This is a genomic window from Pseudomonas sp. RP-B7, assembly GCF_059803535.1.
This window is the reverse complement of the sequence record NZ_JAPFHC010000019.1, coordinates 81,748-95,010: the sequence shown is the minus strand read 5'-3', so window position 1 is coordinate 95,010 and position 13,263 is coordinate 81,748. Positions and strand designations below refer to the sequence as shown.

The window sequence follows — 13,263 nt, the reverse complement described above, 5'->3', positions numbered from 1 at the left end:
GATTGCGCTCCCCTAAGCGCCATTCACGCCCGGCAAGATTATCCCTTTGGGCCAAGCCCTAACTAGAACAGGATTACTCATGTCCTTTGCTTCCCTCGGTCTCTCCGAGGCTTTAGTCCGCGCCATCGAGGCAGCGGGCTATACCGAGCCTACTCCGGTGCAACAGCGGGCCATTCCCGCCGTGTTGCAAGGTCGCGACCTGATGGTTGCGGCTCAGACAGGTACTGGTAAAACCGGCGGCTTCGCCCTCCCGATCCTGGAGCGGTTGTTTCCCAACGGTCACCCGGACAAATCCCAGCGTCACGGCCCGCGCCAACCGCGTGTACTGGTCCTGACCCCAACCCGCGAACTCGCCGCCCAAGTGCACGACAGCTTCAAGCTGTATGCCCGCGACCTGAAGTTCGTCAGTGCCTGCATCTTCGGCGGCGTCGGCATGAACCCACAGGTTCAGGCCATGTCCCGTGGTGTGGACGTGCTGGTCGCCTGCCCGGGTCGTTTGCTCGACCTGTGCGGCCAAGGCAGCGTCGACTTGTCCCACGTGGAAATCCTCGTACTGGACGAAGCCGACCGCATGCTCGACATGGGCTTTGTCCATGACGTGAAAAAAGTCCTCGCGCGCCTGCCGGCCAAACGCCAGAACCTGCTGTTCTCGGCCACGTTCTCCAACGACATCACCGCCCTGGCCGGCAAACTGCTGCACAACCCGGAACGCATCGAAGTCACGCCGCCGAACACCACGGTCGAGCGTATCGAGCAACGCGTGTTCCGCCTGGCCGCCAGCCACAAGCGTGCGCTGCTGGCGCACCTGATCACTGCCGGCGCGTGGGAACAGGTGCTGGTATTCACCCGCACCAAGCACGGCGCCAACCGCCTGGCCGAATACCTGGACAAGCACGGCCTCACCGCCGTCGCCATCCACGGCAACAAGAGCCAGAACGCACGCACCAAGGCCCTGGCCGACTTCAAGGCCGGCAGCGTGCGTATCCTGGTGGCGACCGATATTGCTGCCCGTGGCCTGGACATCGACCAGTTGCCACACGTGGTCAACTTCGAGCTGCCGAACGTCGACGAAGACTACGTGCACCGCATCGGCCGTACCGGCCGTGCCGGTCGTTCGGGTGAAGCCATCTCCCTGGTTGCACCGGACGAAGAAAAACTGCTGAAAAGCATCGAGCGCATGACCAAGCAGAAAATCGCCGACGGCGACCTGATGGGCTTCGATGCCAGCGCCGTAGAGGCCGAGAAGCCAGAAGTGCGCGAGCGTCCGGACGTGCGCAACCCACGCAACCCACGCGGTCCGAAGGGCGATGGCCCGAACGGCGGCGGGGGCGGCGGCGGTCGTCGCGACAAGGGCAAGGACAAGGGCGGCAAGGAAAAAGCGCCGACCAACGGCCGTGGCGAACGCCCGGCCCGCGAGCAGAAGCCCCGCGAAGGCACCCCGGCCCGCGAACAGCGCCAGCCGAGCCAGCCGCCACGCGCCGCAGCCGACCGCGCCCCGGACGAGTTCCTCGACGACGACGTGGACAACTTCGGTAACCGCGTTGACTACGTGCCCCAAGCCAAACCGGCCCAAGGCCGTGGCCGTCGTCCAGGTGCCCCGGCCCAAGGCGCCGGTGCAGGTGCACCGCGCAATGGTCAACCGCAAGGCGGCCGCCAAAACGCCCCACGCAACAGCAGCGGCGGCACCACTGGTACGCCACCGGCCAAGCGCAGCGGCCCACGCAGTGGTGCACCCCGTGACGGCCAGGCGCGTCGCGAAGACTCGCGCAGCAACAACCGCCGCCCGTCCCGTGACGACCAGCCACGTTCGTCCGAACCAGCCGTGCAAAACCCGCGTGGCGGCCCGGCGCCGAAGATCATCCACAAGGAGTCGAAAGCGGATCGCTTCCCGACACCCGAGCAGTTGGATCAACTGCCAGGCCGTCCTCGTGGTGAGAAGCCAGCGCTGCTGACTCGCAACCGCTGAGTTTCAACGCGATATAAAAATGCCCCGCCTCTTTTGAGGCGGGGCATTTTTTATGGGCTCGACGCCGATCAAACCTGGGCCAGGGCCCGCTCCCACAGTTGATCGGTATTGCTGGGCTGTCAGCACTCGGCTGGAGATCGCCCAGACACGGCTAGTCCTCTGAGCTTTAGCGAGGCTGCGAAGGCGGCGGCACTGCTGGTAGAGACATTTCCCCTCAACCATAGAATCTCCCACAGGGGATCCCATTTCAGCTCAATGGTTGTATGGAACTCGCAGGCATAAAAAAACCGGGTCTTTCGACCCGGTTTTATGTGCGAGCAGAAATTACTTCTGCTTTACACCTTCCAGCGAGATGTCCAGGTCAACGGTCTGCGAAGAAGGACCTGGGCCTTTGATGCCGAAGTCGTTCAGGTTGACCGTGGTTTTGGCGTTGAAGCCAGCACGTTCACCGCCCCATGGGTCCTTGCCTTCGCCGTTGAACGTGGCCTTGAAGGTCACTGGCTTGGTCACGCCGTGGAAAGTCAGGTCGCCGGTCACGTCAGCAGTGTCTTTACCAGTCGGTTTAACCGCGGTGGAAACAAACTTGGCATCGGCGAACTTGGCAACGTCCAGGAAGTCTTTGCTGGCGATATGCTTGTCACGCTCAGCGTGGTTGGACCACAGGCTGGCGGTTTTCACATCGACGGCGATCTTGCTGGCTTCAGGCTTGGCGGCATCCCAGCTGAACGAACCATCCCAATCCTTGAAGGTGCCGTGAATGTAGCTGTAGCCCAGGTGGCTGATTTTCCAATCGATGAAGGCATGCTGGCCTTCTTTGTCGATCTTGTAGTCAGCGGCCATCGCGGAACCGGCGGACAACAGCGCAGAACCGAGTGCCAGTGCGGCGAGAGTCTTTTTCAACATGCTTTCTATTCCTTGTGAGTCGAGGTTGAACATCAGGCTTTGCGCCCCAGCATTCGCATGAGGGTCGCATCACGGTCAATGAAGTGGTGTTTCAATGCAGCCACGCCATGCAAGCCGGCGAAGACCACCAACACCCAGGCCAGGTACAGGTGCACCAGGCCGGCGTTATCTGCCTGGTCCGGTAGCCCGGAAACCACGGCGGGAATGTCGAACAGGCCAAACACCGGGATCCCGACACCATCTGCGGTGGAAATCAGGTAACCGGCAATCATCACGGCAAACAGCCCGAGATAGAGGAACGCGTGGCCAAACGCGGCCCCCATGCGAGTCATGCGGCTGTAGCTGGCCAACGGTGGTGGCGGCGGGCTGACCAGGCGCCAGACGATACGCACCAGCATGATGGCGAACAGCGTGATGCCGATGCTCTTGTGCAGGTCCGGTGCGTCTTTGCGCCAGGCGCTGTAGTAGTCGAGGCCGACCATCCACAAACCCAGCGCAAACAAGCCAAACACCACCAGGGCCACGCCCCAGTGCAAAACCATGCTGACCCAGCCGTAGCGGGCCGGTGAATTGCGTAACTGCATGTACTTAATCCCGTAAGAGCTGCGCTCAAGACTAGCGATTTACCTATCGAATTAAAGCCGAAAATTTCGCTTTGAAATATCGAGAAATACGATCAAGAGACTATGCATAATAAATTAACAAGGCATTAAGACTATTCCTAAGAAACGTGACAGACCGTCCTGCGTTTACCGCGAATTAATTCTTATAGGGTTGTGACACGGCCGCCCATTGCATAGGCTTGCGCGATTGTTGCTTGAGGAGATGCAAGATGGGCTTGAATAACCAGTGGATGCAACGCGACCTCGCCGTGCTGTGGCATCCCTGCACCCAGATGAAAGACCATCAGCAACTACCGCTGATCCCGATCAAGCGCGGCGAAGGCGTGTGGCTGGAAGACTTCGAAGGCAAGCGCTACCTCGACGCGGTCAGTTCCTGGTGGGTCAACGTGTTTGGCCACGCCAACCCGCGCATCAACCAGCGCATCAAGGACCAGGTCGACCAGCTGGAACACGTGATCCTCGCCGGTTTCAGCCACCAGCCGGTGATCGAGTTGTCCGAGCGCCTGGTCAAGATGACGCCCGCAGGCCTGACCCGGTGTTTCTACGCCGATAACGGCTCATCGTGCATCGAAGTCGCGCTGAAAATGAGCTTTCACTACTGGCTCAACCGCGGCCAGCCCGACAAGAAGCGCTTCGTCACCCTGACCAACAGCTACCACGGCGAAACCATCGCCGCGATGTCGGTGGGCGACGTGCCGCTGTTTACCGAGACCTACAAGGCGCTGCTGCTCGACACCCTCAAGGTGCCCAGCCCGGATTGCTACCTGCGCCCCGAAGGCATGAGCTGGGAAGAGCACTCGCGCAACATGTTCCTGGTCATGGAACAGACCCTGGCGGAAAACCACGCCACCGTCGCCGCCGTCATCGTCGAGCCGCTGATCCAGGGCGCTGGCGGCATGCGCATGTACCACCCGGTGTACCTCAAGCTGCTGCGCGAAGCCTGCGACCGCTATGGCGTACACCTGATCCACGATGAAATCGCCGTGGGCTTCGGCCGCACCGGCAGCATGTTCGCTTGCGAACAGGCCGGCATCCGCCCGGACTTCCTGTGCCTGTCCAAGGCCCTCACCGGCGGTTACCTGCCGCTGGCTGCCGTGCTCACCACCGATGACGTGTACAACGCCTTCTACGACGACTACTCGACCCTGCGCGCCTTCCTGCATTCCCACAGCTACACCGGCAACCCGCTGGCGTGCGCGGCGGCGTTGGCGACGCTGGATATTTTCGAGACAGACAACGTCATCGAAAACAACAAGGCCCTGGCCCAGCGCATGGCCAGCGCCACCGCGCATCTGGTCGACCACGCGCACGTCTCGGAAGTGCGCCAGACCGGCATGGTACTGGCCATCGAGATGGTTCAGGACAAGGCCACCAAGGCCGCCTACCCGTGGCAGGAACGCCGAGGCCTCAAGGTGTTCGAACACGCCCTGGAACGCGGCGCACTGTTGCGGCCGTTGGGCAGCGTGGTGTACTTCCTGCCGCCGTATGTGATCACGCCGGAGCAGATCGACTTCCTCGCCGAAGTGGCCAGTGAAGGCATCGACATCGCCACCAACAGCAGCGTCAGCGTCGCGGTGCCACAGGACTTCCACCCAGGCTTTCGCGATCCGGGTTGATTCCCCACCTTTTTAGGCACCCTCGCCACCGTTATCTTGCTCCCGCACAGAATTTTCCAGAGAACAGAAATGAGATTGTCCCGCTTTTTCACCGACACCCCGCTGAGCCTCGGCGACGTAGAACTGCCCGAGGCCCAGGCGCATTACATCAGCCGCGTGTTGCGCATGGTCGAAGGCGACGCCGTGCAATTGTTCGACGGCTCCGGCCAGGAATTCCTCGGCAGCTTGCTGGAAGTCGGCAAGAAGCGCGTCACCGTGCAACTGAGCGAAAGCTTCGCGGGCCATGCCGAATCCCCGCTGCACATCCACCTCGGCCAGGGCCTGTCCCGGGGCGAGCGGATGGATTGGGCGATCCAGAAAGCCACCGAGCTTGGGGTCAACGCGATCACGCCGATTTTCAGCGAACGCTGCGAAGTGCGCCTCAAGGACGAACGCGCCGACAAGCGCCTGCTGCACTGGCGCCAGGTGGCAATCAGCGCGTGCGAGCAATGCGGGCGTTCGACGGTGCCGGTGATTCACCCGCCGCTGCTGCTGGCAGACTGGTTGAAGCAGACCGAGGCGCAGTTGAAGCTGGTGCTGCACCCGGTGGCCGAGCCGATGGTCAGCCATGCCAAGCCATCGAGCCTGGCGTTTTTGATCGGGCCTGAGGGTGGGTTGACGGACAATGAAGTCGAGGTCGCCCAAGCCGCCGGCTACCACGCTGCGCGCCTTGGGCCGCGGGTGCTGCGTACTGAAACTGCGCCAGTGGTGGCATTGGCTGTCGCTCAACAGCTATGGGGTGATTTCTAACCCTCTGCCTTTGCAAACCCAATCAAAAATGTGGGAGCGGGCTTGCTCGCGAATGCGGTGAGTCAGTCAGCTTAACTGTGGCTGACACTCCGCATTCGCGAGCAAGCCCGCTCCCACATTTGGATTGGATTGCCAGGCAACTACTCCACCGGATCGCTGACCGGCTTGGCAATAATCGCCTTCAGCTCGCTGGTCATCGGGAACTCAAGGTTCAAGCCCTTGGGCGGAATCGGCTGTTCAAACCAGCGCTGGTAAATCCCGTTGATTTCCCCACTGCGGTACAGGTCACCGAGGGTCTCGTTGACCACCGCCAGAAACTGCGGGTCATCCTTGCGCACCATGCAGCTGTAGATCTCCCGCGACTGCTCCTCGCCTACCACCACCCAGTTATGCGGGTCCCGGGCCTTGGCACGTTCGCCGTAAAGCAACGCATCATCCATGTAGAACGCCGCCGCGCGGCCGGTCTCCAGCATCTTGAACGCCTCGCCGTGGTCCTTGGCGCTGATCACGAACATGTTGGCTTTGTGCTCGGCGTTGTAGCTCTTGAGAAAGCGCTCGTTGGTGGTACCCGCAGTGGTCACCACGTTCTTGCCGGAAAGGTCGCCGAAGCCTTTGATGCCGCTGTCCTTGGCGGTCAGCAACTGGCCCTTCACATAGATAAACCCGTAGGAAAACGCCACCTGTTTCTGCCGCTCGGCGGTCACCCCGGTAGAGCCACATTCCAGGTCGACGGTGCCGTTCTGCACCAGCGGGATACGGGTTTGCGATGTCACCAGGTTGTACTTCACATTCAGGTTGGCCACCCCGGTTTTCTGCTGGATGCGCTCGACGATCTTGCTCGCCAGCTCCACCGAATAGCCCATGGGTTTGCCACTGTGATCCCCCACGTAGGAAAACGGCACCGACGCATCGCGATAACCCAGGGTGATTGACTGGGCGCTGGCGATCTTGGCCAGTGTGCCGTCCAGCGGGGCCGTGCTCGCTTGGGCCTGTGCGGCCAATAACAGCCCGAGGGTGCAGCCGGTCAACAGGATCTTTTTCATTGTTATTCTCCGTTGGTCTTTGAGTTATTTACGTACAGCAATCACGCTGATTTCCACCAGCACACTGGGTCGAGCCAGTTCCGCTTGCAGGGTGGTGCGGGTCGGCGCCATGCCTGGCGAAAGCCACGCAGACCACTGCGCGTTCATCGGTGCAAAACCGCTGCTGATGTCCTTCAGATAAATCGTTGCATTGAGCAGATGATCCTTGTCGCTGCCTGCCTGGGCCAACAGCCCATCGATCTTGGCGAGGACTTCGCGGGTTTGCGTCGCCACGTCCTCACCGTCGCCTGGCACCTGGCCGGAGAGGAACACCAAGTCCTTGAACGTCACGGCGCCGCTCAGGCGTTCATTGCTGCTGATTCGGTTAATGGTCATGGGGGCATCCTTATGCCGCGCGGGGCGCCAGGCCCTGCATATCAATGGAAGTGACCTGTTGGTCGATGAGCTCGGCAAGCAGTTGGCCGCTGCCACAGGCCAGGGTAAAACCCAGCGCACCGTGGCCCAGGTTCAGCCACAGGTTGCGATATTGACCGGCGCCAATCAGCGGCACGCCGGTCGGGGTGGCCGGACGCATGCCGGCCCATTCCACCGCATGGGCATAGTCGCCAGCCAGGGGAAAAGTCTCCAGGGCCTGGCGTTTCATCAGCGCCAGGCGTTTGGGGTCGAGGCTGGCATCGAAACCGACGATGTCCACCATCGCCGCCACCCGCAGTTGCTCGCCGATGCGCGCGTAGACGATCTTGCGGTCGTAGTCGGTGATGCTCACGTTCGGCGCCCGATGCTGCGCGCCAATCGGCACACTGAGGCTGTAGCCCTTGAGCGGGTACAGCGCCAGCGAGGCCCCCAGTTCAGCGCTGCGATAACCGGCGGCCAGCACCAGGTTTTCGACCGGCATCACCTCATCTCCCAACTCGATTGCCTGCACCGCGCCGTCGGCATGACGAATGCCAGTGACCTTGCGCCCCAGCTCAAAGCGGCAACGCCCCGACGCTTGCAGCCGCGCCGCCAAACGCTGGCAGAAGGCATGACAGTCGGCCACTTCTTCGTTCGGTGTGTAGATCCCGCCGACAAAACCACCGCCCTCCAGCGCCGGTTCCAAACGTGCACAATCGGCGGCGGATAGCACTTGCTGTTGCAGGATGTCGGTGATTTTATTGCGCGCCGATTCAAAGCTTGCCGCAGTGCGAAAGGTCACCAGCTTGCCGTTGCGCCGCCAGTCGAAACCGTCCAGGCGATCCTCCTCGCGCCATTGCTGCAACGTCGCTTGGCTCAGGGCCGCCAGGCGCAGCAGGTGCGCGGCATTGCGCTGGTTCACCGAGCCACGGCAAGCGCCGAGGAACGCCGCCATCCAGCGCCATTGCCGAGGGTCGAGGCGCGGGCGCAGCTTGAGCGGCGAGTCACCACGCAGCAACCAACCGATGGCTTGCAGCGGCACACCGGCATCCGCCAGCGGGGCGACGTAGCGGTAGGACAATTGCCCGCCGTTGGCGAAGCTGGTCTCGCTGCCCAGGGTGTCGCGCGCATCGATCACCGTCACTTCATGGCCCGCACGCACCAGCGCATAGGCACTGGCCAGACCGATCACCCCACCGCCGATGATGCACACCATCCCCGCCACCTGCCGTTGCATTAAGAGGGTTCCAGCCTAGGGGCAGGTGACAGGCCAGCGACAATGAATAAAGATGGCTCACCTATAAACAAAGGTTATGGACTTGCCATGCGCCTGCGTCATATCGAAATCTTCCAGGCTATCCGCCAGACCGGCTCCGTCAGCGCTGCCGCGCAGTTGTTGCACGTGTCACAACCGGCAGTAACCAAGGTGCTGCAGCACGCCGAGTTGCAGTTGGGTTTCCCGTTGTTTCTGCGGGTGCGCGGCAAGTTGCAGCCCACGCCGGAAGCGCTGGCGCTGGAGCGCGAAGTCGATAAAGTCACCGACAGCCTGCAAGCCGTGCGGCGCCTGGCCAAGAGCTTGCGCCGCGCGCCGGGCCAGAGCGTGCGCATCGGGGCGATCCCGGCGCTGGCCCTGTCGCTGCTGCCGCCGGCGATCCTGGAATGGACCCGCGATTACCCGGACATGGCCTGCGAGCTGTCCAGCGACCACAGCCGCGAGCTGGTGCAGAAACTGCTGATGCGCGAGATTGATCTGGCGCTGACCCTCAACTTCTCCGGGCACCCGGGGTTGACCACCCAAGTGCTGGCCAACGGTGTGCTGGTGGCGTTGGCGTCCAAAGGCTACTGGAGCGAAGCCGAACTGAGCACGCCATTGCCCCTGGCGGACCTGGCGGGTGCGCCGTTGATCGGCCTTTCCAGCGCCGATCCGCTGGCCGCCAAACTCGACAGCTACCTGGAAAACGTCGACCCCGCGCCCCGGGTGACAATCTCGGTGCAAACCTATTCCCTGGCCCGCGCCATGGTCGAATCCGGCGCTGGCCTGACGGTCATCGACCCCTTCACCGCCCTCGGCGCCTCGACCGCCACCACCTGCATCCGCCCGCTCACACCACCGTTGCCGATCACCTTGTACGCCCTGACCCGCGCAGATGAGCCGCCGCCGCATATGTTGGCCAAGTTGCTGGGGATTGTTGGGCAGCGTGCCCAAGAGCTGCTGCAACGTCTGTAGGAACACAGAAGATCCAATGTAGGAGGGGCAAGCCCTACTCCATATGTTTATCTCAGTTAAAGCACTTACTTAATGCATGAATTGGAATCTGAGTATCGATTGCAAAAACAGCTCAGAGGACTGTTTTTAAGACCAAGAGATAGGAATCGGATTACATCCGCACGATATAAAGGCTTAAAAAGTCTTGAAATTTCGAAAATAGAGCTTTGCTGTAACGAGTCAGCCGTTAATCCATAATTGCAAAAAAACAAACAAGCACACCACAAACGATTCGATTGCCTCCATGACCTCTTCATCCTACATACTCGTAGGAGCCATCCTTCAAAGCGGGGCCTTTCTTACAAGCAAACAGTAATCTTAGGAAATTTCTGAAATTTCATTTTTTATTTGACTTAAAGAATCTCTGGGACTTTTATATAAGAGCAGCCACGATTCTTGCTGGCATGCAAGACACTTAATCCGACTGCAAATACGCTGAAATCAAAAACAAAAAGGAGCAATATCATGGCAGACAAAAATGACGATGACTATCTGGATGAACTGGCCTCTGATGTCGAGACCTTAACTCCGGTACCCGATGGAAGTTACGACATGGTTGCTGGAAAAACGGCACCCGAATTCTAATGAAATACTACTAGCTACTAATTGGACACTGTAAAGCGGTGTCCAATTACTGAGAGCGGATGGATCAACGCCGCATGAGAATAAAAACGAAGATCGGAGTAGTCTGCCTAACAGAACTAGGATATTGCTTCTTCCATAACGGGACGCACCTTCTAAAAATATCGAAAAAGAAATTTATTGATGCACTAGATTCTGACGAGAAATCTGCGCTCATAGCGGAGCGCTATCCAGATTTTTTTTGCCTGGCTAAAGCCAGTGAAGCGAGGAGTTCTTATGAAAAAAGCTCCCAACTTTTCCGCGCCTTGCACGAGTGAGCCTGTCGAACTCTGTCGACTCGCATTAGTCGCTCTACCCTACGGCGAAGGCCCACAAAAAGTGATGCCGCTTGGCCTACAGAACATTTCAGCTTATGTAAGAAAAAATTCCGAGCATACAACTTGTAAAATCTTTGACTACTCCGACCTATACACATCAGATATTGACGAGCTAGCTGATTTAATCAACTGGGCACCACACTTTATAGGGATCTCAATATATAGCAGTCATGTGCAGGCAGCGATAACATGGGGAAAAACAATAAAAAATGCCTTGCCCGGAACATTCATTTTCTGTGGCGGCCCACATATAAGCCTAGCAGCGGAAGATTTTCTGCGTGCGAGTAACAGGACCTTTGAGTTAGCGATACGTGGCGAGGGCGAGCATTCAACTGCTAAACTCATAGACGTATTTAATAATACTCACACTCAGTTCCCACGCAAAACAAAATCAAAAAAACACATTTATAAAAATCACTTCAATAGAATACCAAACGCAGTGTGGCTTACGACATCTGGAAAGCTGAAAGAGTCCTATATAGAAAAGATACAACTCCCCACAGCGGACTGGGAGAACCCGCTCCTTGAATACTCTTCGGAACGCTTACAAAAACTTTATTTCACGGATAGGAAAGACGCTAAACAGAGAAAAGCCATAGCATTGACAAGCAGTCGAGGCTGCCCATTAGCATGCTCTTTTTGCGCTATTGTCGCAGCAGACAAGGAGGGGCCAAAATGGCGCGCCATCGACGCCACGACACTTGTTAGCTGGATAGCGGAAGCCTATACGCACTACTCGTTCGAACACATATACATGATGGATGCGAATTTTTTCGTTCGTAAAGATAGGGTGCTGGAATTTTCAGAGAAACTGTACAACTTATTTAACGGCCGGGTTACATGGAGCAGTTCCTCCACGGTAGGCTACCTTCTAAAGTTACAATCCGAACTACCAAAACTAGTGAGCCAGGGACTAAGGCTTGTCGAGATGGGCATCGAGTCTGGCTCACAGTCGCAACTAGACTACATGAACAAAAGGGTCACCGTGCAAAACAATATTGATGCCGTAAGAGCCCTACAAAACAACAAGATCGATGTCGGACTTGACTTTATAATGTTTTATCACGACCAACAAAAAAGAGAAATCGTTGAAAACTTAGTTTTTTTGGTAAAATCAGGGCTGACAGAACACGAATCCTTAGATCACTATTTCAATATTATGATGTTGTATCCAGGAACCCCCGTAAGGAAAAATCTGGAGAGAAAGACAGGCACAAAGCTTGACCTGACACAGCTACCAAACAGCAGAGCATTTATTGAAAATCACGAAGTATATAACATATATACCGCCTATATAGACAACTTTGCAATCCCACTACTAAATCAACTCGAACAAGCAATCGCATCAAACATTGAAAAAATCGGGACACATACGTCGCTTACAGAGACAGCCTACCTCTCCTTGCTAAATATTCACTTAAAGCATATGCCATTCAAAGTTTTATGGTGGCTTTGCCACAACACAGATAAAACAACTGAAATTAACCGCGAGCCATTCTTTACCAACTATGTGGCAACAATCAACAAAGCTATCGCCGATGACAAACCGGTCAACGCGCCCAAACTCAAAATCCTAGAAACACCGACAACTGGTTCAGGAGGTAGGAGAGGTGAACTTATAGTTAGATCCTTATAACCAACATTCAAACGGGTGATTTATGGACAACCGCTCAATTCGCATAGGCATTAGCGGCGACGTAGAGAAACTAAAACAATTCGTTCAGTATCGCACTGACAACAACCATATATATAATCAAACACCGATTCGCCACTTTAGTTTGGGTATACGCCCTTGGGATAAAATAGAAAGCTCATTAACTGATATATGCCTATCTGCAGACTTTACGATGTCCGCACACCCCGTAGACATCAATTTCTCAGGGGTTACTGACTTGGCAGACTTAAAAAACCTGAAGGAGGCGCTAGCCACACTTCCTATAATTTATATCGAGGAAGACATCGGGATTTGGAGGAATGGCAATCTATTTTTGGGCGCTCACCAAACCAATCCGCCTATGAATAAAGAAACATTAAAAACCACTGCTGACAATGCCAGATTCATAAATGACTACTTTGAAATACCTGTAGTCTTGGAAAACCCACCAATCTATAGCGAATTTGGAAACATAGAATTTTGGGAGTTTTACCTAGAGCTGTGCAGGCGCTCTGAATGCATGATGGCGTTTGATATTGGGCACTATCTTGGCTACTGTAAAACTAAAGGTCTAGCGTTCGATTTGCCCTGCGCTGCCCACGAAATCTGGAATCTAATTAAGACGCTACACATCTCAGGAGTGAAGTCTTGGCTATGGAATGGTATTCCCGTCTGGCTTGACCAACATTCAGACCACTTCAACAACGAACTAACCGAAACATTTAAAAGCGCGGTAATAAAAAGCCTAAAAACGCACAACATTTTGTTGGAAATGGAGGGAGCATCGCTAGACGTTGAAAACAGCAACATACTTCTCATAAAAAAGGCGCTCATAGAAGCGAATAAAAAATGAAGAAATCCTGCTACATCTCAACAACTATATTTTTCTCAAAAATATATGAATCTAATAACTTGCTATCAACTCCAACATCCTCGGAAGAAAAACACTTCTCGTTTGAAAGCATCAGAAGGTATTTAGACATCTCTAGGCACATCAGTAGAAGATGGCCCTATACGATCAGGTATCTAGAATCAATTCACGGAGAGGAAG

11 protein-coding genes are annotated in these 13,263 nt (G+C 56.6%); 6 read left to right on the top strand and 5 right to left on the bottom strand.

The window, feature by feature from the left end; all coding sequences use genetic code 11:
* Positions 1–79: 79 nt before the first annotated feature.
* Positions 80–1,966: an RNA helicase RhlE2 gene (gene rhlE2, locus OPU96_RS18235; RefSeq protein WP_226454542.1), complete on the top strand. Its 1,887-nt coding sequence runs from the start codon at positions 80–82 to the stop codon at positions 1,964–1,966.
* Positions 1,967–2,290: 324 nt separating this feature from the next.
* Here rhlE2 and OPU96_RS18230 read toward each other — a convergent pair whose 3' ends face one another.
* Positions 2,291–2,869 carry a YceI family protein gene (locus tag OPU96_RS18230; RefSeq protein ID WP_192299936.1) on the bottom strand — a complete coding sequence of 193 codons (579 nt, stop codon included), beginning with the start codon at positions 2,867–2,869 and terminating at the stop codon, positions 2,291–2,293.
* A 32-nt stretch (positions 2,870–2,901) separates the two neighbouring features.
* Positions 2,902–3,453, bottom strand: a complete 552-nt coding sequence (locus OPU96_RS18225) for a cytochrome b (protein WP_192299937.1) — start codon at positions 3,451–3,453, stop codon at positions 2,902–2,904.
* A 248-nt stretch (positions 3,454–3,701) separates the two neighbouring features.
* Here OPU96_RS18225 and OPU96_RS18220 point away from each other — a divergent pair, with 248 nt between their 5' ends.
* Together OPU96_RS18220 and OPU96_RS18215 are read left to right on the top strand one after the other, a co-directional pair.
* On the top strand, positions 3,702–5,108 hold the full coding sequence (locus OPU96_RS18220) for an adenosylmethionine--8-amino-7-oxononanoate transaminase (protein ID WP_498559452.1): 1,407 nt from the start codon (positions 3,702–3,704) through the stop codon (positions 5,106–5,108).
* 69 nt (positions 5,109–5,177) lie between these two features.
* Positions 5,178–5,897, top strand: a complete 720-nt coding sequence (locus OPU96_RS18215) for a 16S rRNA (uracil(1498)-N(3))-methyltransferase (protein WP_498559451.1) — start codon at positions 5,178–5,180, stop codon at positions 5,895–5,897.
* Between the two features lie 140 nt (positions 5,898–6,037).
* On the opposite strand, the gene OPU96_RS18210 is transcribed toward OPU96_RS18215, so the two are convergent.
* The 3 genes from OPU96_RS18210 to OPU96_RS18200 are packed head-to-tail and all read right to left on the bottom strand — an operon-like array spanning position 6,038 to position 8,558.
* On the bottom strand, positions 6,038–6,940 hold the full coding sequence (locus OPU96_RS18210; RefSeq protein ID WP_498559450.1) for a transporter substrate-binding domain-containing protein: 903 nt from the start codon (positions 6,938–6,940) through the stop codon (positions 6,038–6,040).
* A gap of 24 nt (positions 6,941–6,964) precedes the next feature.
* A complete protein-coding gene (locus tag OPU96_RS18205; RefSeq protein WP_192299940.1) occupies positions 6,965–7,315 on the bottom strand; it encodes a RidA family protein in 351 nt (116 codons plus the stop codon).
* Between the two features lie 10 nt (positions 7,316–7,325).
* The gene (locus tag OPU96_RS18200) at positions 7,326–8,558 is read right to left on the bottom strand and encodes a D-amino acid dehydrogenase (protein ID WP_226454821.1); all 1,233 of its coding nucleotides are present in this window, start codon (positions 8,556–8,558) and stop codon (positions 7,326–7,328) included.
* Between the two features lie 99 nt (positions 8,559–8,657).
* Here OPU96_RS18200 and OPU96_RS18195 point away from each other — a divergent pair, with 99 nt between their 5' ends.
* From OPU96_RS18195 to OPU96_RS18185, 3 genes are all read left to right on the top strand, one after another.
* Positions 8,658–9,560 carry a LysR family transcriptional regulator gene (locus OPU96_RS18195; protein ID WP_226454545.1) on the top strand — a complete coding sequence of 301 codons (903 nt, stop codon included), beginning with the start codon at positions 8,658–8,660 and terminating at the stop codon, positions 9,558–9,560.
* Between the two features lie 897 nt (positions 9,561–10,457).
* Entirely contained in the window at positions 10,458–12,194 is a 1,737-nt protein-coding gene (locus tag OPU96_RS18190; RefSeq protein WP_498559449.1) for a B12-binding domain-containing radical SAM protein, read from the top strand.
* Positions 12,195–12,216: 22 nt separating this feature from the next.
* Positions 12,217–13,065, top strand: coding sequence for a multinuclear nonheme iron-dependent oxidase (locus OPU96_RS18185; protein ID WP_498559448.1), 849 nt, complete (start codon positions 12,217–12,219; stop codon positions 13,063–13,065).
* Positions 13,066–13,263 lie beyond the last annotated feature (198 nt).

Coding starts and splice junctions, on each gene's coding strand:
- rhlE2 (WP_226454542.1), top strand. CDS start 80: ATGTCCTTTGCTTCCCTCGGTCTCTCCGAGGCTTTAGTCCGCGCCATC.
- OPU96_RS18230 (WP_192299936.1), bottom strand. CDS start 2,869: ATGTTGAAAAAGACTCTCGCCGCACTGGCACTCGGTTCTGCGCTGTTG.
- OPU96_RS18225 (WP_192299937.1), bottom strand. CDS start 3,453: ATGCAGTTACGCAATTCACCGGCCCGCTACGGCTGGGTCAGCATGGTT.
- OPU96_RS18220 (WP_498559452.1), top strand. CDS start 3,702: ATGGGCTTGAATAACCAGTGGATGCAACGCGACCTCGCCGTGCTGTGG.
- OPU96_RS18215 (WP_498559451.1), top strand. CDS start 5,178: ATGAGATTGTCCCGCTTTTTCACCGACACCCCGCTGAGCCTCGGCGAC.
- OPU96_RS18210 (WP_498559450.1), bottom strand. CDS start 6,940: ATGAAAAAGATCCTGTTGACCGGCTGCACCCTCGGGCTGTTATTGGCC.
- OPU96_RS18205 (WP_192299940.1), bottom strand. CDS start 7,315: ATGACCATTAACCGAATCAGCAGCAATGAACGCCTGAGCGGCGCCGTG.
- OPU96_RS18195 (WP_226454545.1), top strand. CDS start 8,658: ATGCGCCTGCGTCATATCGAAATCTTCCAGGCTATCCGCCAGACCGGC.
- OPU96_RS18190 (WP_498559449.1), top strand. CDS start 10,458: ATGAAAAAAGCTCCCAACTTTTCCGCGCCTTGCACGAGTGAGCCTGTC.
- OPU96_RS18185 (WP_498559448.1), top strand. CDS start 12,217: ATGGACAACCGCTCAATTCGCATAGGCATTAGCGGCGACGTAGAGAAA.